Below are 21,102 nucleotides of genomic sequence, written 5' to 3'. Positions count from 1 at the left end.
GCGCGGGAACGGCCGCCTCGGGCCGCCGCGCGACGCTTGATCCGGAGCGCTGTTGAATCCTTGCACCGCTGTTTTTTCATCCGACGCCGCGCGCGCCGCGAGCGCGTGTCCGGGACTCGTGCGCATCGTCGCCGCGCGCGACGGCGGCCTGTGCCGGATCAAGCTGCCGGGCGGCGCGCTTGCCGCCGCGCAGGCGCGCGCGGTGGCGGCCGTCGCGCGCGCGTTCGGCTCGGGCGTGATCGAGGCGACCAATCGCGCGAACCTGCAATTGCGCGGCGTGCGGGCCGGCAGCGAGGCTTGCGTGAGCCGCGCGCTGATCGACGCGGGGCTCGGGCCGCTGACGGACGGCTTGCCCGCGGCGTCGCCCGACACATGCGTCGCCGCGCGCGACGACGTGCGCAACGTGATGCTGAGCCCGACGGCCGGGCGCGACCCCGATGCGCTCGTCGACAGCGCCGCGCTCGCCGCCCGCCTCCTCGCGATGCTGCAGACCGAGCCGCGCTGCGTCGCGCTGTCGCCGAAATTCTCGGTGCTGCTCGACGGCGGCGAACGGCTCGCCGCGCTCGACCACCCGCACGACATCTGGCTGTCCGCGCTGCGCGACGCGCGCGGGAACACGCTGCTCGCGGTCGGGCTCGCCGGCTGCCCGCCCGTCGACGGCGAGCGCGTCGCACCGGGCGCAACGTTTACCGGCGCGCTCGCGGCCATCGCGCCGGCGCACGCGGTCGAGTGCGTGCGTGCGCTCGTGACGAGCTTCGTCGAGCTCGCGCCGCCGGGCGCGACGCGCATGCGCGACCTGCTCGCGACGTGCGCGCCCGACGCGTTCCTTTCGCATGCCGAATCGAAGCTGTCCGAATCGAAGCCGCCGTTCGCGCTGCGGCGCCGCGCGGATCTCGCCGGCTGGCGGCGCGCGCGCGTCGACACGGCGCTGCGTTTCGGCATCCAGCCCGAACGGGACCCGGCGCGCTGCGTCGTCGGCGCGCAGCCGCCGCTCGGCCGGCTCGACGCGAACGCGCTCGCGGCGCTCGCGGCGCTTGCCGACACGCACGGCGACGGCACGCTGCGCATCACGCCGTGGCAAGGCGTGATGCTGCCCGCCGTCGCGCGCGCGGCCGCGCCCGACGCGCTCGCGCGCCTCGCCGCGCTCGGCTTCGTGTGCGACGCGGCCGCTCCGCTCGCGCACGTCGTCGCGTGCGCGGGCTCGGCAGGCTGCGCGCGCGCGCCCGCCGACACGAAAGCCGACGCGCTCGCGCTCGCCGCGCGCCTCGCCGCCCCCGTCGACGTGCACGTCACGGGCTGCGCGCGCTCGTGCGCGTTGCCGCATGCGGCCGCGCACACGCTCGTCGCGAGCGCGGCGGGCCGCTACGACCTCTATCGGCGCGACGGCGCGACGGGCTTCGGCCGCGCCGTCGCGCGCCAATTGACGATCGACCAGGCCGCCGCCGCGCTCGCGCTCGGCGCACGGCCCACTCAGGATGACCTCGATGCTTGACTACCTTCGCGACGGCGGCGCGATCTATCGCGAATCGTTCGCGACGATCCGCGCGGAAGCCGATCTGACGGGCGTGCCGCCCGACCTCGAAAAACTCGCGGTGCGCGTGATCCACGCGTGCGGCATGGTCGACGTCGTCCGCGACCTGCGGTTTTCCGAAGGCGCGGGCGAAGCGGGCCGCGCGGCGCTCGCGGCCGGCGCGCCGATCCTCTGCGACGCGCGGATGGTCGCCGAAGGAGTCACGCGCGCGCGGCTGCCCGCGAACAACCCGGTAATCTGCACGCTCGGCGATCCGGACGTGCCGCGGCTCGCGCGCGAGATCGGCAACACGCGCTCGGCGGCCGCGCTCGAACTGTGGCGCACGCATCTCGCGGGCAGCGTCGTCGCGATCGGCAACGCGCCGACCGCGCTCTTCCATCTGCTCGACATGATCGACGCGGGCGCGCCCCGCCCCGCCCTCATCCTCGGCTTTCCGGTCGGCTTCGTCGGCGCGGCCGAATCGAAGGCGCTCCTCGCGGCCGACAGCCGCGGCGTGCCGTTCGTCGCGGTCGCGGGCCGCCGCGGCGGCAGCGCGATGGTCGCCGCCGCCGTCAACGCGCTCGCTTCGGAGGCCGAATGACGCGCAGGACTGGGCGCCTCTACGGGCTCGGCGTCGGGCCGGGCGACCCCGAGCTGCTGACGATCAAGGCGCTGCGGATGCTGCAGGCCGCGCCCGTCGTCGCGTACTTCGTCGCGAAGGGCAAGAAAGGCAACGCGTTCAGCATCGTCGAGGCGCACCTGGGCGATGCGCAGACGCACCTGCCGCTCGTCTACCCGGTGACGACCGAGGCACTGCCGCCGCCCCTGTGCTACGAAACCGTGATCGCCGATTTCTACGACACGGCGGCCGCGCTCGTCGCCGCGCACCTCGACGCGGGCCGCGACGTCGCGGTGATCTGCGAAGGCGATCCGTTCTTCTACGGCTCGTACATGTACCTGCACGACCGGCTCGCGCCGCGCTACGACGCCCAGGTCGTGCCGGGCGTGTGCTCGATGCTGGGCGGCGCGGCGGTGCTCGGCGTGCCGCTCGTCTACCGGAACCAGAGCCTCTCGGTGCTCTCCGGCGTGCTGCCCGAGGACGAATTGCGCGAGCGTCTCGCGAGCGCCGACGCGGCCGTCGTGATGAAGCTCGGGCGCAACTTCGACAAGGTGCGCCGCGTGCTCGACGAGCTCGGGCTCGCGCGGCGCGCGCTGTACGTCGAGCGCGCGACGATGGCCGCGCAGCGGATCGTGCCGCTCGCGGACGTCGATCCGATGGCGTCGCCGTATTTTTCGCTGCTCGTCGTGCCGGGGGAAAAATGGCAAGGATGACCATCGCGCCCGCGATCGTGATACTCGGGCCGGGCGCGCTCGCGACCGCGCGCCGGCTCCAGGCGCGATTCGACGGCGCGCAGGTGCACGCGCTCGCGGGGCGCGCCGACGCCGACGTGGCGTTTTCCGAGCTCGGCGCGCACCTGCGCGAGCTGTATGCGCGCGGCGCGCCGATCGTCGCGCTGTTCGCGGCCGGCATCGCGATCCGCTGCGTCGCGCCGTGTCTCGCCGACAAGGGCGCGGAGCCGCCCGTGCTCGCCGTGGCCGAGGACGGCAGCGCGGTCGTGCCGCTGTTGGGCGGCCTCGCGGGCGCGAACGTGCTCGCGCGCGAGATCGCCGACGCGCTCGGCGTCGCCGCCGCGATCACGACGAGCGGCGAGCTGCGCTTCGGCGCGTGCATGCTGAATCCGCCCGAAGGCTACGCGCTCGCCGATCTCGACGCGGGCAAGCGCTTCGTGTCCGATCTGCTCGCGGGCGAAAGCACGCGCATCGAAGGCGACGCACGGTGGCTCGACGACGTCGCGCTGCCGCGCGACGCGCACGCGCCGCACGCGATCCGCGTCACGCCGCATGCGTCGCGCGGCGACGCGCGCGAATTGCTGATTCATCCGCGCAGCGTCGTCGTCGCGCTCGGTGACGGCGATGGCGATGGCGATGGCGATGGCGACGCCAACGGCATCGGCGACGTTGCGAGCAACGCTTCGGATCACGATGCAATCGCATCCACCCCTGCAAACGCGGCGGCGAACGCGAACGCCGCATCGCCCGGCTTGCCGCCGCTCGCCGCGCGCATCGTCGCGACGCTCGCCGCGCACGATCTCGCGACGCTCGCACTCGCGGCCGTCGTCGCGCCGGCGCGACGCATCGCCGATCGCGCGCTGACCGATGCGGCGCGCGCGCTGCGCGTGCCGTTGCGTTTCATCGAGACGAACGCGCACGACGCCTCGGGCGTGCTCGATGCCGCGCTGCCCGCCACGCTCGCGCGCCGCGCCGATGCGGGGCCGTCGCCGACGCCGCGCCACATCGCGATCGCCATCGCCGGCGCGCCCGTCGACGCCGATGCGCTCGGCGCGGCGCGCGGCCGCCTGACGGTGCTCGGCCTCGGCCCCGGCCGCGCGGACCTGATGACGCCCGCCGCGCGCGCGGCGCTCGCCGACGCGACCGACATCGTCGGCTACGCGACCTACGTGAACATGGCGGGCCCGTTCCGCGCGGACCAGCAACTGCACATCTCCGACAACCGCGAGGAACTGCAGCGCGCGCGCCACGCGTTCGAGCTCGCCGCGCAGGGCCGGCGCGTCGCGGTCGTATCGTCGGGCGACCCCGGCGTATTCGCGATGGCGGCGGCCGTGCTCGAAGCGCTCGACGGCGCCGGCGACGCGCGCTGGGCAGCCGTCGAGCTCGACGTCGTGCCCGGCGTGTCGGCCGCGCTCGCGACGGCGGCCGAAGCCGGCGCGCCGCTCGGCCACGACTTCTGCCTCATCTCGCTGTCGGACAACCTGAAGCCGTGGGCGATCATCGAAAAGCGCATCGACCACGCGGCGGCCGCCGATTTCGCGCTCGCGTTCTACAACCCGGTGTCGCGCGCGCGGCCCGTGCAGTTCGATCGCGCGCTCGACATCGTGCGCCGGCATCGCGCGCCGGACACGGTCGTCGTGCTCGGCCGCGACATCGGCCGCCCCGGCGCGACGCTCGCGACGACGACGCTCGCCGCGCTGTCCGCGCAGCAGGTCGACATGCGCACGATGGTGATCGTCGGCTCGTCGACGACGCGGCGCATCGTGCGCGACGGCGCGCGCGACTGGGTGTACACGCCGCGCTGGTATCGCTGACGCCGCGGCGCAGCGACGCCCGGCACGCGCCGCGATCTCACCCGTGAATCCAATACGCCCAATCGTTTCGGATAGCAAATCAAGGCGTCCGTCAAACCTTGAATCCGAATAATAAAAAGAATGACTAACGATTCCATCATGCGGTGGATTCCTCCATGATGTGCAAGCCGAAGCGCCGACCGCCCATCGAGCGCGGCGACGCGACGGCGATATGCAGGCCAGCATATCCACCCATCAACATGGAGAGAACAATGAACTTCAGCATGTTGTCCCGCATCGTCCCGCGCGCGATCGCGGCGGGCTGTCTGTTCGCGGCGGCGGGCGCGTCGCAGGCGGCGGGCGTCTACGCGCCCTACGTCGACGTGACGCTCTATCCGACGCCGCTCGTCGACCAGATCGGCGTGCAGCAAGGCATCCAGCAATTCATGCTCGCGTTCGTCGTGTCGGGCGGCAACCAGTGCGTGCCGTCATGGGGCGGCGTGCAGCCGATCGGCAACGGCGCGACGGGCGATCTGCTCGACAAGATCGCGACATCGGTCGCGGCCTATCGCGCGAAAGGCGGCGACGTCGCGGTGTCGTTCGGCGGCGCGGCCGGCCAGCCGCTGATGCAGGCGTGCGCGAGCGTCGCCGCGCTGAAGGGCGCGTACCAGACCGTGATCGACACGTACAGCCTCACGCACGTCGATTTCGACATCGAAGGCGCGTCGCAGCAGGATTCGGCCGCCGTCGCGCGCAACTTCCAGGCGGTCGCGCAACTGCAGGCCGACTACGCGGCGAAAGGCAAGCCGCTGCACGTGACGCTGACGCTGCCGGCGATGCCCACGGGCCTCGTGCAGGACGGCCTGAACGTGCTGAACGCGGCGCTCGCGAACAGCGTGACGCTCGACGCGGTGAACATCATGACGATGGATTACGGCCCGTCCGGCATCGACATGGGCGCGGCCGCGATCAGCGCCGCGCAGGGCCTCTACTCGCAGCTCGACACCGCCTACAAGTCGGTGGGCAAGCCGCAGACCGACGCGCAGCTCAAGCAGCTCGTCGGCGTGACGCCGATGATCGGCGTCAACGACGTGGCGGGCGAGGTCTTCACGCTCGCGAACGCGCAGAGCGTGCAGACGACGGCTGCGAACAACGGCTACGGCGTCGTCGGCATCTGGTCGATCACGCGCGACAAGGCGTGCGACGGCGGCTCGCAATACGCGTCGCCGATCTGCTCGGGCGTCGCGCAGCAGCCGTATGCGTTTTCGTCGGTCTTCAAGCAACTGGGCGGCCACTGGGGCTCGGGCGTCACGCAGGACCCGAACTACGGCGGCGGCTCGGACGGCGGCGGCACGCCGCAGCCGGGCGCGCCGTGGTCGGCGACGCAGGTCTACACGGCGGGCGCGACGGTCACGTACCAGGGCACGACCTACCAGGCGCAATGGTGGACGCAGGGCGACATTCCGGGGCAGGCGGCGGTGTGGAAGCCCGTCGGCGGCAACGTGCCGGCGTGGTCGTCGACGGCCGCGTATCCGGGCGGCGCGTGCGTGATGTATCAGGGCGCGAAGTATTGCGCGAAATGGTGGACGCAGGGCGACGTGCCGACCGCGGGCGGGCCGTGGGCGAGAGCGTGAGCGCGCCGGCCGGGCCGCGCGCCGGCGCGCAGTAGCCGGCTGTCGCGGCGGGACCGGCCGCGGGCGGGCCTCTCCCGCGTGGATCGCGATGCGAGCCGCGCCGGCGGATCGGATGTCGGCGCGGCTGCAATATGACGATCGGACGATGGAGCAACGCCGCGCGGCTGCAGTATCCTGAGCGCACCGATCCTTCCGGAGCCGCCATGAAACGCTTCCTGTCACGCGTCACCCTCTCCTGCCTCGCGCTGGCTGTCGCACTCGTCGCATCCGTCGCGCAGGCTCAAAAGCAGACCTACCATTTCGACGAAGGCGGCACGACGCCGACGGGCGTCACGTCACAGCCGGCTTCCGCGCCCGCGCAGGCGCGCACGCGTCAGGCGAAACCGCATCGGCATCCCGTGCACCGGAGCAAGCATCATCGGACGCACCGCCGCGCGCGCAGCGTGCGGAGCGATAGCTTCTATTCGCATCCTTGATGCGTGCGTGACATACGCGACGCGCACGCCGTCCGCGGCGCACGCGTTCGAGGGCATCGCGCAAGCGCACTTACGCGCGGGCGGCGGCCCCGAACGGGCGTGATCATGCCGTCTGAAGCGCCGCGATCCGCGCGTGCAGCCACTGGCGCAGCGCGTCGAGTTCCTCGATGCACACCGAATGCGGCATCGGGTACGCGTGCCAGTCGACGCTTGCGCCCTTCTCGCGCGCGAAATCGCGGGCGACCTCGCCGAGACGGATCGGCAGGATGTCGTCGTCGGCGCCGTGCGCGGCGAAGATCGGCGTCGTGCGATTCGCGTCGGCGAGCCGCTCGTCGATGAAGCGCGGCGACGGCACGTAGCCCGACAGCACGATCAGGCCCGCGAGCGCATCCGGATGCGTGAGGCCCGCCGAGTACGTCATCGCGCCGCCCTGCGAGAAGCCCGCGACGAAGATCCGCGACGTCGGGATGCCGCGCCGGTTCTGCTCTGCGATCAGGCGCCGCACGGTCGCGCACGACGCGTCGATCCCCGCTTCGTCGACTTGCCGGTTCACGCCTTCGAACGACAGGATGTCGTACCACGCGCGCATCACATAGCCGTTGTTCGCGGTGACCGCGATCTCGGGCGCGTTCGGGAACACGAAGCGCACGGCCGGGCCGTTCGCGATCCGCAGCTCGGGGACGAGCGGCACGAAGTCGTTCGCGTCGGCGCCGAGGCCGTGCATCAGGATCACCGCGAACGCGGGATGGGGGCCGGTTTCGATTTCGATCGTCGGCGGGTCGTCGAGCATGCTGAGGCTCCGTGGGATGGGATGGATCGGGGACAGTGCGTCGATGATCGCATATCGAGATGGCGATCGGCGAGCGGCGCGTGCAATGGGCAGCCGAGTCCCGCCGTTCCGTCACACGCTCCCGCGCGCGAGCGCGTGGGGCGCGACGAACGTCGCGCCCCACGCCTGCGCGAGCCGCTCGCAGCGGCCGAGCCTCACGGCCGCGTCGTCGAAGTCGACGATGACGACCCGGTCGGCGAGCGCCGGCCGCGCCGGCGATTCGGCCGTTCGCCCGTCCGACAGCAGCCACAGCCAGCGCTGCTGCCGCGGGCGGCGGCGCGCGGCGCGCGCGAGCAGCCGCGTCGCAACGCCGATGCCCTGCGCGAGCGGCGTGCCGCCACCTCCGCCGACGGGCGCGAGCCAGCGCTCGTTCCACCAGCGCGGCACGGCCGGCCCGAAGCGCACGTCGGCCGAGCCGCCGCCGAAGCAGACGAGCGCCGCGTCGGTGCGCTCGCGCGCGAGCGAATCGAACAGCGCGACGACGAGCCCCTTCGCACGCGCAAGCCGCTCGGCCGTCAGCATTGACGCCGAGCAGTCGAGCACGAAGCAATGCAGCGCGCCCGGCGAGCCGGCCTGCGGCCGATAGCGCAGATGGTCGGCGCGCAGCGCCTCGCCACGCTTCGCCGCGAGCGTCGCGCGCCATGCGATGCGCGTGCCGGGGCGGCCTCGCGCATCGTCGCGGCGCATGCCTCGTTCGAGCCATCGAAGCCCGCTGTCCGGCGCGTGCGCGGCGACAGCGGCGGCATCCGTTCGATGGCTCAGCGTTTTTTTAGCGGCAGCGGGATCACGCCTTTGACGGACGCGATGCCCACCGGCTCGGGCGGCAGATAGCCCCAGTCGCTGTCGTCGGCGGCTGCGCGGCGCTCGCCCGCCGCTTGTCGGTCCGCATCGGACGACGCGGGCCCCCGCTCACGCGCCGATCCGGCCGCGTCGGCCGGCCGTGCGCCGCCTGCATCGCGCGGCGGCGCATCGCGATGCGCCGGATCGGTCGCGGTTTCGCGCTCGGCGGCATCCGTCGCCGCTTCGGGCTTCGATTCAGGCTTCGATTCGGGCCACGATTCAGACCGAGACTCGGGCCGCGTGCGCCGATGGCGCAGCACGTCGACGGCGACGCGCCCGACGTGCGCCACATCGACGCTCGCCGCCCCGTCGAGCGCCGCGAGCGCCCGCGCGGCGCGCAGCATCACGAGGTCGCCGCGCAGGCCGTCGACGGCCGCGTCGATGCACAGCTCGGCGACGCGCGCGTGCGCGGCGTCGTCGAACGCAAGCGCCGGCAGCGCTGCACGCGCCGCACGGATTTTCGCGGCGAGCGCCGCCTGCGCGTCGCGGTACTGCGCGCGAAAGCCGTGCGGATCGAGATCGAACGCGAGCCGCGCCTTGACAATCCGCTGCCGCGTCGCCGCGTCGTAGCAGTTCGCGAGCTCGACCATCAGCCCGAAGCGGTCGAGCAGTTGCGGCCGCAGCTCGCCCTCTTCCGGGTTCATCGTGCCGACGAGCGCGAAGCGCGCCGCGTGGCTGTGCGAGACGCCGTCGCGCTCGACCGTGTTGACGCCGCTCGCGGCCGCGTCGAGCAGCGCGTCGACGAGCGCGTCCGGCAGCAGATTGATCTCGTCGACGTACAGCACGCCGAGATGCGCGCGCGCGATGAGGCCGGGCGAGAAGCGCACCGCATTGTCGGCGAGCGCGCTCGCGAGGTCGAGCGAGCCCGTGACCTGCTCGTCGGTCGCCGACAGCGGCAGCGTGACGAAGCGCCCTTCGGGCAGCAGCTCGGCGAGCGCGCGCGCGGCGGTCGACTTCGCGGTGCCGCGCGGGCCGCTGACGAGCACGCCGCCCAGCCCCGGATCGACGGCGACGAGCAGCAGCGCCTGCTGCAGCGCAGCCTGGCCGATCAGCGCGGAAAACGGATAGACGGCCGGCAGTGCGCGGTCGTCGGAGGCGGCGGCCGCAGCCGCGCCGGCTTCGTTCGTTTGGTTCACCTGAGTTCCCGTGATGGTGACGGTTGCGCCGGATGCATCGGATATGCCGGGCGCGACGGTCGGCTCGACCGCGCGTTTCGCGACGCGCGCCGCGCTTGCAACGTCGTTCATGCCGTTCGCGCCGCGCGCGACACCCCCGCCGTCGATCGCCCCGCCGCTCACCGCCGCCCGCCTTCGAGCCGCTGCTCGCTCGCGAGCAGATAGCCTTCGATCGCGTCGCGGTGCGCGCCCGGCGCCTGCCACAGGCCGCGCTGCATCGCCTCGACGAGCCGCTCGCAGATCCCGTGCAGCGCGTGCGGATTGTAGCGCTCGAGGAACGCGCGCGTGTCGGCGTCGTGCAGGTACGCGTCGGCGACGAGCGCGTACTGGTGATCGGCGACGACGCGGGCGGTCGCGTCGTACCCGTACAGGTAATCGACGGTCGCGGCGATCTCGGCCGCGCCCTTGTAGCCGTGCCGCTTCACGCCGTCGATCCACTTCGGATTGACGACCCGCGAGCGGATCACGCGCGCGATCTCCTCGCGCAGCGTGTTGATCCGCGGCGCGGCCGGATTGCTGTGGTCGCCGTGATAGAGCCCCGGCTGCCGGCCCGACGCGTGGCGCACCGCGGCCGCCATCCCGCCCTGGAACTGGTAGTAGTCGTTCGAATCGAGGAGGTCGTGCTCGCGGTTGTCCTGGTTCTGCACGACGGCGTCGATCATCGCGAGGCGCGCGCCGAACGCGTCGTGCGCGGCTTCGCCGGCGCTGTTCTGCGCGTACGCGTAGCCGCCCCAGTTCCGGTACCCGTGCGCGAGATCGGCGTCGGTCTGCCAGCGGCGGCCGTCGATCAGCGCCTGCAAGCCCGCGCCGTATCCGCCCGGGCGCGCGCCGAACACGCGCCAGCCGGCGCGCCGGCGCGCCTCGTTGGCGGGCATGCCGCGCGCGACGAGCGCGTCGGCCTCGCGCCGCACGCGCGCGCGCACCGGATTCAGGTGCTCGGGCTCATCAAGCTCGGCGACCGCCTGCACGGCCGCATCGAACAGGTGCATCACGTTCGCGAACGCGTCGCGAAAGAAGCCCGACACGCGCAGCGTCACGTCGATGCGCGGCCGGTCGAAGATCTCGATCGGCAGGATCTCGAAATCGGTCACGCGATGGCTGCCGGGCGCCCACTTCGGCCGCACGCCGAGGAGCGCGAGCGCCTGCGCGACGTCGTCGCCGCCCGTGCGCATCGTCGCCGTCCCCCACACCGACAGGCCGACCGCGCGCGGGTAGTCGCCGTGCTCCTGCAGGTGGCGCTCGATCAGTTGCTGCGCCGATTTGAGGCCGATCGTCCACGCGGCCTGCGTCGGCACCGCGCGCGTGTCGACCGAGTAGAAGTTGCGGCCCGTCGGCAGCACGTCCGGCCGGCCGCGCGACGGCGAGCCGCTCGGCCCCGGCGGCACGAAGCGGCCTTCGAGGCCGCGTCGCAGTTGACGCAGTTCCTCGTCGCCGCATGCGTCGAGGCGCGGCAGCACGTCGCGCGCGATGCGTTCGAGCACCGCGTGCGTGCGCGGCCAGTGCGCGGCGACGTAGGCGGGATCTGCGAAGTCCGCTGTGCTCGGGCGCGGCGCGTCGTTCGGCGTCCCGGCGTCGCGTGACGCGTCGCTTGGGCCGATGAGGCTTTCGGTGGCGTGGTCGTGCGCGGCGCTCGACGCATGCGCGCAAAGCAGCGCTTTGCCGCCACGCCCGTGCGCATCGCGGCCGTCCGCGCTGATCCGCTCGATCAACCGGCTCGCGAGCCCTTCGAGCCGCTCGCGCGTGTCGCCCGCGTGCCGCCACGGCTCGTCGCCGACCGCGCACAGCGCGGCGGGCCGCGGCCCCGTCCACGGCGCGGCCCAGTCGGACGCGAGCGGATCGAACGATTCGCCGAGCGCGAGATCGTGCGCGAGCGCGCCGATCAGCCCCGCGTGCTCGCCGCGCCCGTCGCCCGACGGAAAGCGCGCGAGCGCCGCGAGCGTGTCGCGCCGCTGCCGCCCGCGCGGCGAACTGCCGAACGTGTGCAGCCCGTCGCGGATCTGCGCCTCCTTCAGCTCGCAGAGCCACGCGTCGACGCGCGTGAGCAGCGCATCCTCCGCGTCGCGCCCGGCAGGCGGCGCGATGCTCAATTCCTCGTGCAGCTTGTGCTCGACGATGGTCGCGAGAATCGTCTCGCGCAGCACCTTCGCACGGCGCGCGTCGACCATCAGCGCGTCGTAGTATTCGTCGACCTGCCGCTCGAGGTCCTGCAGCGGCCCGTAGTTCTCCGCGCGCGTGAGCGGCGGCATCAGGTGATCGACGATCACCGCCTGCGCGCGCCGCTTCGCCTGGCTGCCCTCGCCCGGATCGTTGACGATGAACGGATACAGATGCGGCATCGGCCCGAGGATCAGATCCGGCCAGCACGCATCGGACAGCGCGACGCTCTTGCCCGGCAGCCATTCGAGATTGCCGTGCTTGCCGACGTGGACGACCGCGTCGATGCAAAACGCGTCGCGCAGCCAGAAGTAGAACGCGAGATACGCGTGCGGCGGCACGAGATCGGCGTCGTGGTAGTTCGCGTAATCGTCGTTGCCGTGCGAACGCGACGGCTGCACGCCGACGAACACGTGGCCCGCGCGCCAGCCGGCGATCGGAAAGCGCCGCTGCCGCAGCGTCGGGTCCGCTTCGGGCGGCCCCCAGCGCGCGTCGAGCGCATCGCGCACCGCGGCCGGCAACTGCGCGAAGCGGCGCAGGTAATCGTCGAGCGGATAGCTCTGGAACGCCGGGCGCAACGCGCGCGTCGACGGATCGTTCGTCACGCCCTCGGTGATCCGTGCGAGCAGCGCGTCGCCGTCGCCCGGGAGCGCGTCGATCCGATAGCCTTCGTCGCGCAGCATCGCGAGCACCGCGAGCGCGGACGCCGGCGTGTCGAGCCCGACGCCGTTGCCGATCCGCCCTTCGCTCGCCGGATAGTTCGCGAGCACGAGCGCGACGCGCTTGCGGGCGTTCTCGAGCGTGCGCAGCCGGCACCAGCGGCGGCTCAGCTCGGCGACGAACGCGATCCGCTCGTCGTCCGGCTGGTAGCGCACGACGTCGACCTCGGTGTGCGGGCAACGGTACGCAAGCCCCTTGAAGCTCACCGCGCGCGTGACGATCCGGCCGTCGACCTCGGGCAGCGCGACGTGCATCGCGATGTCGCGCGCGTTCAGCCCGTGCGGATCGGCAAGCCACGCGTCGCGGTTGCCGCCCGACAGGATCACCTGCAGCACGGGCGCATCGCCCGCCAGCGCCTCGGGCTCGGCGGCGTCGAGCGCGCCCGCGGCGAACGCGGTCGTGTTCAGCACGAGCGACACGTTCGCTTCCGCGCACAGTGCGTCGACGACCGCGCGGCTCATCGCGTCCTTGAGCGACGTTACCGCGATCGGCAGCGGATTCAGGCCGGCGCGCGCGAGCGCGTCGGCGAGCGCGTCGAACACCGCGGTGTTCGCGGCCTGCCAGTGCGCCTTGTAGAACAGGATCGCGACCACCGGCGCATGCTCGCGCCAGCGTGCGCGCCAGTCGTCGAGGCTCGGGCTCGCGAGCGCCGGATGATAGAGCGCGGCGGCGGGCAATGGGCGCGGCGGCTCGGGCTCGCCGCCCACGCCGAGCGCGTGATGCGCGATGCTGCGCAACAGCGCTTGCGCGTTCGCCGGCCCGCCCTCGCGCAGATAGCGCCACCACAACCGACACAGCCCGGGCGCGACGGTGCTCTTCGCGATCAGGTTCGGATCTTCCTGCAGGTCGCCCGAGAACATCGCGAGCTTTTGCCCGGCGCGGTCCGCGAGCGCGACCGCCTGCTCGATCCCGTACGGCCAGTACGTCTCGCCGCCGAGATGGTCGATCACGACGACGCGCGCATGCCGCAGCACGTCGTCGACGTAGAAATCGACCGACGCCGGTTGCCTGAGGAACGTCACGTTCGCGAGCCGCACGCTCGGAAAGCCGTCGCCGAGCGTCGGCACGACGCTCGCGAGCAGCGACAGCGTGGTGTCGGCCGAGCTCAGGATCACGATGTCGGCCGGCCGCTGGTCGATCCGGACGACGCCCGCCGTATCGTCGACGAAACCGCCCGGCGTGGTGCGCAACAGATGCATCGCTCTACTCCCGCTTCAATCGCGCCCGGCTGCGCCGCGCTTCGCCCGCCGCCGCGTCACGCGGCCTGCCCGCGCGCGGCGAGCGCCGCGTCGAACGCGCGCTGCAGCGCGGCCGCGTCGAGATCCTCGCCGATCAGCACGAAGCGGCTCGCATCCGCTTCGCCGTCGCGCCAGCGGCGGTCGAAATAGCTGTCGAAGCGCCGGCCGACGCCCTGCACGACGAGCCGCATCGGCGTGCCCGGCAGCGCGGCGAAGCCCTTCACGCGATAAATCGTGTGCGCCTCGACGAGCGCCGCGAGCGCGTCGAGCACCGCCTCGCGCGAGCTCACGCGCGCCTCGACGACGACCGAATCGAATTCGTCGTGGTGATGATCGGGATCGTCGGCCGAGCCGTGGTGGTCGTGCCGCAGATGGATCGTCTCCTCGGACGCGGCATTCAGCCCGAGCAGCGTCGCGAGATCGAGCTCGCCGCGCTGCGCGCGCACGAGCTTCACCTGCGGCGGAACTTCGTCGCGGATCGTCGTCTCGACGGCCGCGAGCGCCGCGTCGTCGAGCAGATCGGTCTTGTTGACGATCACGAGATCGGCGCACGACAACTGATCGGCGAACAGCTCGTGCAGCGGCGATTCGTGATCGAGGTTCGGATCGGCGCGGCGCTGCGCGTCGACGGCGACGGGGTTCTCGGCGAACAGGCCGAGCGCGGCGGCGGGCGCGTCGACCACGGTCAGCACCGCGTCGACCGTGAAGCCGTTCCTGATCGACGGCCAGTTGAACGCCTGCACGAGCGGCTTCGGCAGCGCGAGGCCGGACGTCTCGATCAGCACGTGATCGATGTCCGCGCGGCGCTCGACGAGCTTTTCCATCACCGGATAGAACTCCTCCTGCACGGTGCAGCACAGGCACCCGTTCGCGAGCTCGTAGAGGCGGCCGTCGGCTTCGCGGCCGGTTTCGTCGCAGCCGATGCCGCAGCCCTTCAGGATCTCGCCGTCGATGCCGAGCTCGCCGAACTCGTTGACGATCACGACGATCCGTTGGCCGCCCGCGTGCTGGAGGATGTGGCGCAAGAGCGTCGTCTTGCCGCTGCCGAGAAAGCCCGTGACGATCGTCACGGGGATTTTGCGCATCTGCATGGTGGTTCCGTTGGTCGGTATCGGGTCAGTGTCGGGGCGGTGCGCGAACGCGCGCGGCTCACGAGGCAATTTCACGCGCGGATCTCATGCGGAGATCGTCACGTCGATGTCGTCGTAGCGCTTGATCCGGTAGACGAGCGCGGAGACGATCCAGCTCGCGGCGAACAGGCCGATCACGACGTAGCCGAGAACGCCGAAGTGCTCGGCCGCCATCGCTGCGAAGTCCCACAGGCCGCCCTTGAGCGCGAGCTTGCCGCCGATGAGGGCGAGCGCCTCGATGCCGCCGATCACGACCGCGACGAGCACCGACACGAACGTGATCGTCATGTTGTAGTAGATCTTGCGGATCGGCCGCACGAACGCCCAGCGATACGCGCCCATCATCATGATGCCGTCCGTCGTGTCGACGAGCGTCATGCCCGCGGTGAAGAGCACGGGCAGCGCCATCACCGACCAGAACGACAGCCCGCCGTGCGCCTGCGTCGCCGAGATGCCGAAGAGCGCGATCTCGGTCGCGGTGTCAAAGCCGAGGCCGAACAGGAAGCCGATCGGATACAGGTGCCAGCTACGCGACACGATCGCGAACAACGGCCGGAAGATCCGCGCGAAGAAGCCGCGCTGGTTGAGCAGGAGGTCGAGATCCTGCTCGACGAGCGGCTCGCCGCGCCGCACCGCGCGAAACGTGCGGTACACCGAGATCAGGATCAGCAGGTTCGCGAACGCGAGCACGAGCAGGAAGAATGCCGATACGCTCGTGCCGATCGTACCGCCCCACGCCTTCATTCCTTCGAAGCGCTCGGCGAGCGTCGCGGCCGTCAGCGCGACGGCGACCGTCATCAGCAGCACGACGCTCGAATGCCCGAGCGAGAAGAAGAGCCCCGCGCCGAGCGGGTTCTTTTTCTCGTGCATCAGCTTGCGCGTGACGTTGTCGATCGCGGCGATGTGGTCGGCGTCGACCGCGTGGCGCAGCCCGAACGTGTACGCGAGGAGCGCGGTGCCGAGCAGCACCGGCTGGCCGTGGAACGCGGCGAACGCCCAGACCCACGCGCCGACGTTGAACGTGATCAGCATCGCGTAGATTCCGACGATCTTGCTGCGCAACTCGACGGGGCTGTCGTTGAAGAGACGGAGAAACGATCTGAGCATGGCGCTCCCTTTGCGAACGGTCGACAAACACGATGAATGCCAACACGCGCGGCATCGCGCGCTCCCCGCTCCTTCCTTGCGTCGATCGCCCGCGCGCCGGTATGCGTCTGCGGCGGCGCGTTCGCGACATGCGCGGCGCGCGCCGAAGCGCGCGGGGCGGACGGGGATGAAGCAGGCAAGCCGCGTCAAGCGGCGCGATGCAGCCGTGGACGATACGCCGCATCCCCGCGGCGCTGAACCTCGGGGCCGCTCGCCGCCGCGGCCGCGCATGCGCACGACCGGCGAACGGGCCCCGTGTCTCGGCCGGTATCCGGGCTGACGAAAACGCCGCTTCACCTTCCCGGACGCGATGCGTCCAGTGGTTGGCCGCGCATGCCGTCAGGCACGCGGAGAAGCCGGCGTCGCACCGCTTGCGCGATGCCTTCGCTTACCGTTGCGGGGGCAGCACAGGTTGGCGAGCCGCGACGCGGCGACGCTCCCTGTTTCCCGTTTGACTGCGTGCGACAGAAGCCGCACGCGAGCACCGAAACGCGAGCGAGTGTAGGCCGTGCGGGCGCGGTGCGTCAAGGCGGACAAAAGCGCCGACAAAAGAGCAAACAAAAAGGAGAACAAAAGGCGCCGCCGCGATCGTGCGGCGGGCCGCCCTGCCGGCGCTGTGCTATCGTATGCGCGCGTTCGGCGCCCGCCGCGCGTCGCGCATCCCGCCCACGCGCCACTGTCTTCACGGACGGGAAGGCGGCGGGATGGCAAGCGCTCAGCCCGGATACCGGCCGACGCACGGGGCGAGCCGCGCTCGCCGAACGCCCGGTTCCGCGGGGGACGGAAGCGGGCGCGCCATCCACGCAACCCATGCGATCCGACACCCGGCCGGCAAGCCGGCTGTCGATCGCCGAGACCGCATGATCCGATCCGATTCACGCCACCGGAACCCGCGCGAGCGCGATGCGCGCGCGGCCGTCCGATGATGCGCGTCGCGCTCGGCATCGGCTGCCGCGCGGGGCGGCCCGCCGACGCGATCGAGGCGGCGATCCGCGCGGCGCTCGCCCGTTTGCCGGAGGCGTCGCTCGCCGATGTCGGCGTCGTCGCGACGCTCGACGCGAAAGCGCGCGAGCCCGGCCTCGTCGCATGCTGCGCGCGCCACGGCTGGCCGCTCGCCGCGTTCTCGCGCGACGAGATCGCCGCGCACCTCGCCCGTCTCGCCCACTTTGCGCACGTTGCGCACCTCGGCCGCGACGCGTCGCTCGCGGCGAGCGCCCCGCCGTCCGCGGCCGTGCGCGCGCGCTTCGGCATCGACGGCGTTTGCGAGCCGTGCGCGCTGCTCGCCGCGCCGAACGGCGCGCTCATCGTGAGCAAGCTCGCGCTCGACGGCGTGACGGTCGCGCTCGCCGGCCCGCTGTGACGCGCGCCGATCCCCGAACCCAACGACTCACAGGACTCCAGTCGATGAAAACCGATTCCGAATCGCATCAACGCATGACCGAGCGCCGCCGCGCGGGCCACGAGAAGAAACAGGCCGCCGCGACCGTCGAGAAGGGGCTTTTGATCGTCCACACCGGCAACGGCAAGGGCAAGAGCACGGCCGCGTTCGGGATGGCCGTGCGGATGCTCGGCCACGGGATGCGCACGGGCGTCGTGCAGTTCATCAAGGGCGCGCTGCACACGTCCGAGCGCGACTTCCTCGGCGCGCACGCGCAATGCGATTTCGTCACGATGGGCGACGGCTACACGTGGAACACGCAGAACCGCGACGCCGACATCGCGACCGCGCGCCGCGGCTGGGACGAGGCGCGCCGGATGATCGAAAGCGGCGATTACCGGATGGTGATCCTCGACGAATTGAACACGGTGCTCAAGTACGACTACCTGCCGCTCGACGAAGTGCTCGCGACGCTCGCCGCGCGCGATCCGGCGCTGCACGTCGTCGTGACGGGCCGGCATGCGCCCGACGCGCTCGTCGACGCGGCCGACCTCGTCACCGAGATGCGGCTCGTCAAGCATCCGTACAAGGAGCAAGGCGTGAAGGCGCAGCGCGGCGTGGAGTTCTGACGCGATGCCCGCCTGCCCCGCGCTCTTCGTTGCCGCCGCCGCGTCCGGCCAGGGCAAGACATCGGTGACGGCGGCGCTCGCGCGCCATCACCGGCGGCTCGGCCGGCGCGTGCGCGTGTTCAAGACCGGCCCGGATTTTCTCGATCCGATGCTGCTCGCGCGCGCGAGCGGCGCGAGCGTCTATTCGCTCGATCTCGGGATGGTCGGCGAGCGCGGCTGCCGCGCACTGCTTGCGCGCGCCGCGGCCGAAGCGGACGTGATCCTGATCGAAGGCGCGATGGGGCTCTTCGACGGCACGCCGTCGAGCGCCGATCTCGCGCAGGCGTTCGGCGTGCCCGTCGCCGCGGTGATCGCCGCGCAATCGATGGCGCAGACGTTCGCCGCGCTCGCGTTCGGGCTTGCGCATTTCCGGCCCGGCGTGCCGTTTCACGGGGTGCTCGCGAACCGCGTCGGCTCCGGGCGCCACGCGCAGTTGCTGCGCAGCGCGCTGCCCGAATCGATCCGCTGGCTCGGCCATCTGCCGCGCGATGCGCAGATCGCGCTGCCGGAGCGGCACCTCGGGCTGCATCAGCCGGACGACGTCGCCGATCTTGACGCGCGGCTCGACCGCGCGGCCGACGCGATCGCGCACACGGCGCTCGCCGAGCTGCCGCCCGTCGTCGAGTTCGCGTTCGACGGCGATGCGAATGCGGCGACGAGTCGCGCGGCAGACGGCAGCGGCGCGTCTTTCGCATCGGCCCGCGCCGCCGACGCCGGGCCAAGCCTCGCCGGCAAGCGGATCGCGATCGCGCGCGACGCGGCGTTCTCGTTCATCTATCCGGCGAACCTCGACCAACTGGAAGCGCTCGGCGCCGGGCTCGCGTTCTTCTCGCCGCTCGCCGACGAGCCGGTGCCCGACGGTTCCGACGCGCTCTACCTGCCGGGCGGCTATCCGGAGCTGCATGCGGCGCGGCTCGCGGCGAACGCGACGGCCGCGCGCTCGATCGCCGCGCACGTCGCGGCGGGCAAGCCGGTCGTCGCCGAATGCGGCGGGATGCTGTACCTGAGCGAAACGCTCACCGACGCCGACGGCGTGACGACGCCGATGCTCGGCCTCGTGCCGGGTCATGCGACGATGCAGCGCCGTTTCGCAGCCTTGGGCATGCAAACGCTCGCGACCCGTTTCGGCATGCTGACGGGGCACACGTTCCACTACTCGCGGTTTTCGACGCCGCTTGCGCCCAGGCACGGCGCGACGCGGCCCGACGACGGCGCGGCGGGCGAAGCGGTCTATCGGCACGGACCGATCGTCGCGACGTATCTGCACGCGTACTGGCCGTCGAATCCGCGCGCGGCGGCGGCGCTGTTCGCGCTCGACGCGCTGTAGCCGTCGCGCGATCGCCTCGAAGATGCGGGTGTAATTCCGTGTAATGGCGCATTGCTTCGCGCCTTTCTAGCATGGTCATATCGTCGGCGCTCATCGCCGGCGACAGCGGGCACGGGGCGGCATTCGCCCGGATCGCGATCGCGGATCGCGCTACGCAATGCTCGAAAAAAACGGATATTTCACATCAGAACGAGGTAGATCATGGTCACGGTCAATTCGAGAATCGACAGCGCGAGCGCGTCGAGCCACATCACGATCAACGTCATGACGGTGATGGACGTCGCCGCGATCATCGACGAGGTCAGGGCGCAAGAGAAAAATCTGGGGCAAACGCCGGACACGGCAACGCCGATCGGCCACAAGTACATCTACATGTCGTCGGACGACCCGCGCGGCTGGAGCGTCGGCAACGATCCCGGCAACATCACGCTCAACGCCCATGTCGCCGACACGCTGTCGTTCTACTGCACGAGCACGAGCGGCAATTCCGAATACGCCGCATTCATCTACAGGCTGACGGGCGGCGATCCGCAACTCGATCCGTCCCACGTGAACGTGATCAAGCTCCAGAACGCGGCGCAGCCGACCCCGCCCGACGGCTATCCGTTCACGACCGGACCGGTGGCGTTTTCCAGTTGCGACGCCAAGGTGGCCCAGCAAGGAGAGGCCAAGAACTTCTACGTGTGGGCTGCGCTGTTTACGCTCGACGACAGCGGCGAAAAGCAGGTGCTCGCCGGATACGTCAAGTGGGACCCGACGGTCAACGTCGCCTGACCCGTCATCCGCGCGCTCGTCGCGGTATCGTCCGAACGGATTCTCGCGAGGCGGGCGCGCCGCATCCGCGGCGCGCCCGCGCGCGCTCACGCCACGCGCGCGTCGAGCCCCGCCATCATCGCGAGCCCCTCATGCAGCGCCGGAAACAGGCTGCGGTTGAAGTTGTTCCAGCGCAGCTCCAGGATCGTGTCGTCCGGGTCGATCTCGGTGTTCAGCACGTCGTGGATCACCTCGCCGGAATCGACGCCGTTGTCGACGTAATGGAACGACGCGCCCGTCATCCGCAGCGGCTCGACCGGCACGGTCCGCTTTGTCGTCCAGTCGACGACCTTCTGCCCGCGCGCACCGAACAGCGCGTCGAGCGTCGCATACGCGCCGCGCCGCTCGTACGGCGATTCCGCGCGCGTGATGCCCGGATGGATGTTGACGACCCGCCGGCAATACGGCGCGCCCGGCCGCACGAGCTCGTCGAGGATCACGAGCAGCCCGTCGAGCACGACGAGATCGGCGCCGAGCGCGTCGAGCGTCTCGCGCAGGCGCGCTTCGAACGCGTGCTTGCCCGCCGGCCGCGCGGGCGAGCCGAGCGGCTCGCGCCGGTATCCGGACGGAATCGCGAGCAGCAGATCGTTCACGAGCCGGCCCTGCACGCGCAGCTCCGGCGGATAGAACCAGCGCTTGCCGGGCTCGTGCGCAAAGCCGTACTCGGCGAGCTTCTCGCGGTCGAGCGGCGAACCCGCGTCGTCATCGTAGATCACGCGCTCGAGCGAGTACGCGTCGCCGAGCTCGGTGTCGTTCAATGCGTCGACGAGCGATTCGAGCACCGACTTCATGTAGCGCGTGCCGCCCTTGTAGTCGATCTGCTGCCCCGCCCTGTCGGCGGCGGCGTTTCTCAGCGACCAGATGTAGACGAGCTTCTTCCTTGCCATCGCAGTGTTGTCCTCTCGTTCGGGCGGCGCGCCG

18 protein-coding genes and 1 riboswitch are annotated in these 21,102 nt (G+C 71.6%); of the genes, 10 read left to right on the top strand and 8 right to left on the bottom strand.

Going from position 1 to position 21,102, the window contains the following annotated elements:
* The first annotated feature begins 52 nt into the window (after positions 1-52).
* From cobG to cobJ, 4 genes are read left to right on the top strand one after another with little or no spacing between them, the layout of a single operon-like run.
* Complete coding sequence (cobG, locus tag WS92_RS19670; protein ID WP_059934315.1) at positions 53-1,492, top strand: precorrin-3B synthase; 1,440 nt, start codon at positions 53-55, stop codon at positions 1,490-1,492.
* The gene (locus WS92_RS19665) at positions 1,485-2,111 is read left to right on the top strand and encodes a precorrin-8X methylmutase (protein WP_059934313.1); all 627 of its coding nucleotides are present in this window, start codon (positions 1,485-1,487) and stop codon (positions 2,109-2,111) included. Before cobG ends, WS92_RS19665 begins: the two co-directional genes overlap by 8 nt.
* Positions 2,108-2,842, top strand: a complete 735-nt coding sequence (locus WS92_RS19660; RefSeq protein WP_006026702.1) for a precorrin-2 C(20)-methyltransferase — start codon at positions 2,108-2,110, stop codon at positions 2,840-2,842. The genes WS92_RS19665 and WS92_RS19660 overlap by 4 nt, the downstream gene beginning before the upstream one ends.
* A complete protein-coding gene (cobJ, locus tag WS92_RS19655; protein ID WP_059934310.1) occupies positions 2,839-4,674 on the top strand; it encodes a precorrin-3B C(17)-methyltransferase in 1,836 nt (611 codons plus the stop codon). Before WS92_RS19660 ends, cobJ begins: the two co-directional genes overlap by 4 nt.
* A 136-nt stretch (positions 4,675-4,810) precedes the next feature.
* On the opposite strand, the gene WS92_RS37005 is transcribed toward cobJ, so the two are convergent.
* Positions 4,811-4,939: a hypothetical protein gene (locus WS92_RS37005; protein WP_009912341.1), complete on the bottom strand. Its 129-nt coding sequence runs from the start codon at positions 4,937-4,939 to the stop codon at positions 4,811-4,813.
* On the opposite strand from WS92_RS37005, the gene WS92_RS19650 reads away from it, so the two are divergent.
* Positions 4,926-6,287, top strand: coding sequence for a T2SS-translocated chitinase (locus WS92_RS19650; protein WP_009912343.1), 1,362 nt, complete (start codon positions 4,926-4,928; stop codon positions 6,285-6,287). The two genes, WS92_RS37005 and WS92_RS19650, sit on opposite strands and share 14 nt — an antisense overlap.
* Before the next feature lie 203 nt (positions 6,288-6,490).
* Positions 6,491-6,763, top strand: a complete 273-nt coding sequence (locus WS92_RS19645; RefSeq protein ID WP_009912344.1) for a hypothetical protein — start codon at positions 6,491-6,493, stop codon at positions 6,761-6,763.
* Between the two features lie 103 nt (positions 6,764-6,866).
* Here WS92_RS19645 and WS92_RS19640 read toward each other — a convergent pair whose 3' ends face one another.
* From WS92_RS19640 to WS92_RS19615, 6 genes are all read right to left on the bottom strand, one after another.
* On the bottom strand, positions 6,867-7,553 hold the full coding sequence (locus WS92_RS19640; RefSeq protein ID WP_059934308.1) for an alpha/beta hydrolase: 687 nt from the start codon (positions 7,551-7,553) through the stop codon (positions 6,867-6,869).
* A 111-nt stretch (positions 7,554-7,664) separates the two neighbouring features.
* Complete coding sequence (locus tag WS92_RS19635) at positions 7,665-8,279, bottom strand: vWA domain-containing protein (protein WP_059934306.1); 615 nt, start codon at positions 8,277-8,279, stop codon at positions 7,665-7,667.
* Between the two features lie 71 nt (positions 8,280-8,350).
* Entirely contained in the window at positions 8,351-9,568 is a 1,218-nt protein-coding gene (locus tag WS92_RS19630; protein WP_059934414.1) for a magnesium chelatase ATPase subunit I, read from the bottom strand.
* Between the two features lie 158 nt (positions 9,569-9,726).
* On the bottom strand, positions 9,727-13,680 hold the full coding sequence (gene cobN / locus WS92_RS19625) for a cobaltochelatase subunit CobN (protein WP_059934304.1): 3,954 nt from the start codon (positions 13,678-13,680) through the stop codon (positions 9,727-9,729).
* Between the two features lie 56 nt (positions 13,681-13,736).
* Positions 13,737-14,810 carry a cobalamin biosynthesis protein CobW gene (gene cobW / locus WS92_RS19620; protein WP_059934302.1) on the bottom strand — a complete coding sequence of 358 codons (1,074 nt, stop codon included), beginning with the start codon at positions 14,808-14,810 and terminating at the stop codon, positions 13,737-13,739.
* A gap of 84 nt (positions 14,811-14,894) precedes the next feature.
* Positions 14,895-15,956: a HoxN/HupN/NixA family nickel/cobalt transporter gene (locus WS92_RS19615; RefSeq protein ID WP_059934300.1), complete on the bottom strand. Its 1,062-nt coding sequence runs from the start codon at positions 15,954-15,956 to the stop codon at positions 14,895-14,897.
* A gap of 283 nt (positions 15,957-16,239) precedes the next feature.
* A riboswitch (cobalamin riboswitch) is annotated at positions 16,240-16,499 on the bottom strand.
* Between the two features lie 418 nt (positions 16,500-16,917).
* Here WS92_RS19615 and WS92_RS19610 point away from each other — a divergent pair.
* The 4 genes from WS92_RS19610 (at position 16,918) to WS92_RS19595 (ending at position 20,142) form a co-directional block, all read left to right on the top strand.
* Positions 16,918-17,355: a cobalamin biosynthesis protein gene (locus WS92_RS19610; protein ID WP_015601147.1), complete on the top strand. Its 438-nt coding sequence runs from the start codon at positions 16,918-16,920 to the stop codon at positions 17,353-17,355.
* Positions 17,356-17,399: 44 nt separating this feature from the next.
* A complete protein-coding gene (gene cobO, locus WS92_RS19605; protein WP_006026690.1) occupies positions 17,400-18,002 on the top strand; it encodes a cob(I)yrinic acid a,c-diamide adenosyltransferase in 603 nt (200 codons plus the stop codon).
* A gap of 4 nt (positions 18,003-18,006) precedes the next feature.
* Complete coding sequence (locus WS92_RS19600) at positions 18,007-19,368, top strand: cobyrinic acid a,c-diamide synthase CobB (protein ID WP_059934298.1); 1,362 nt, start codon at positions 18,007-18,009, stop codon at positions 19,366-19,368.
* Positions 19,369-19,569: 201 nt separating this feature from the next.
* Positions 19,570-20,142, top strand: a complete 573-nt coding sequence (locus WS92_RS19595; RefSeq protein WP_043282594.1) for an inclusion body family protein — start codon at positions 19,570-19,572, stop codon at positions 20,140-20,142.
* 86 nt (positions 20,143-20,228) lie between these two features.
* Here the strand turns inward: WS92_RS19595 and WS92_RS19590 are convergent, their stop codons facing one another.
* Positions 20,229-21,068 (bottom strand): formyltransferase family protein, encoded by an 840-nt coding sequence (locus WS92_RS19590; RefSeq protein ID WP_009912369.1) that lies wholly within the window; start codon positions 21,066-21,068, stop codon positions 20,229-20,231.
* Positions 21,069-21,102: the final 34 nt, after the last annotated feature.

The organism is Burkholderia sp. MSMB1588, assembly GCF_001546925.1.
GTDB lineage: Bacteria > Pseudomonadota > Gammaproteobacteria > Burkholderiales > Burkholderiaceae > Burkholderia > Burkholderia humptydooensis.
Note: the sequence above shows the minus strand (reverse complement) of the source record. Positions and strands in the feature narration are given on the sequence as shown.

What these genes read in the sequence shown, in the direction of transcription:
- WS92_RS19635 (WP_059934306.1), bottom strand. Translation starts at nt 8,279, where the DNA reads ATGCGCCGCGACGATGCGCGAGGCCGCCCCGGCACGCGCATCGCATGG.
- cobW (WP_059934302.1), bottom strand. Translation starts at nt 14,810, where the DNA reads ATGCAGATGCGCAAAATCCCCGTGACGATCGTCACGGGCTTTCTCGGC.
- WS92_RS19600 (WP_059934298.1), top strand. Translation starts at nt 18,007, where the DNA reads ATGCCCGCCTGCCCCGCGCTCTTCGTTGCCGCCGCCGCGTCCGGCCAG.
- WS92_RS19665 (WP_059934313.1), top strand. Translation starts at nt 1,485, where the DNA reads ATGCTTGACTACCTTCGCGACGGCGGCGCGATCTATCGCGAATCGTTC.
- WS92_RS37005 (WP_009912341.1), bottom strand. Translation starts at nt 4,939, where the DNA reads ATGCTGAAGTTCATTGTTCTCTCCATGTTGATGGGTGGATATGCTGGC.
- cobJ (WP_059934310.1), top strand. Translation starts at nt 2,839, where the DNA reads ATGACCATCGCGCCCGCGATCGTGATACTCGGGCCGGGCGCGCTCGCG.
- cobO (WP_006026690.1), top strand. Translation starts at nt 17,400, where the DNA reads ATGAAAACCGATTCCGAATCGCATCAACGCATGACCGAGCGCCGCCGC.
- WS92_RS19640 (WP_059934308.1), bottom strand. Translation starts at nt 7,553, where the DNA reads ATGCTCGACGACCCGCCGACGATCGAAATCGAAACCGGCCCCCATCCC.
- WS92_RS19590 (WP_009912369.1), bottom strand. Translation starts at nt 21,068, where the DNA reads ATGGCAAGGAAGAAGCTCGTCTACATCTGGTCGCTGAGAAACGCCGCC.
- WS92_RS19650 (WP_009912343.1), top strand. Translation starts at nt 4,926, where the DNA reads ATGAACTTCAGCATGTTGTCCCGCATCGTCCCGCGCGCGATCGCGGCG.
- WS92_RS19595 (WP_043282594.1), top strand. Translation starts at nt 19,570, where the DNA reads ATGGTCACGGTCAATTCGAGAATCGACAGCGCGAGCGCGTCGAGCCAC.
- WS92_RS19660 (WP_006026702.1), top strand. Translation starts at nt 2,108, where the DNA reads ATGACGCGCAGGACTGGGCGCCTCTACGGGCTCGGCGTCGGGCCGGGC.
- cobN (WP_059934304.1), bottom strand. Translation starts at nt 13,680, where the DNA reads ATGCATCTGTTGCGCACCACGCCGGGCGGTTTCGTCGACGATACGGCG.
- WS92_RS19615 (WP_059934300.1), bottom strand. Translation starts at nt 15,956, where the DNA reads ATGCTCAGATCGTTTCTCCGTCTCTTCAACGACAGCCCCGTCGAGTTG.
- WS92_RS19610 (WP_015601147.1), top strand. Translation starts at nt 16,918, where the DNA reads ATGATGCGCGTCGCGCTCGGCATCGGCTGCCGCGCGGGGCGGCCCGCC.
- WS92_RS19645 (WP_009912344.1), top strand. Translation starts at nt 6,491, where the DNA reads ATGAAACGCTTCCTGTCACGCGTCACCCTCTCCTGCCTCGCGCTGGCT.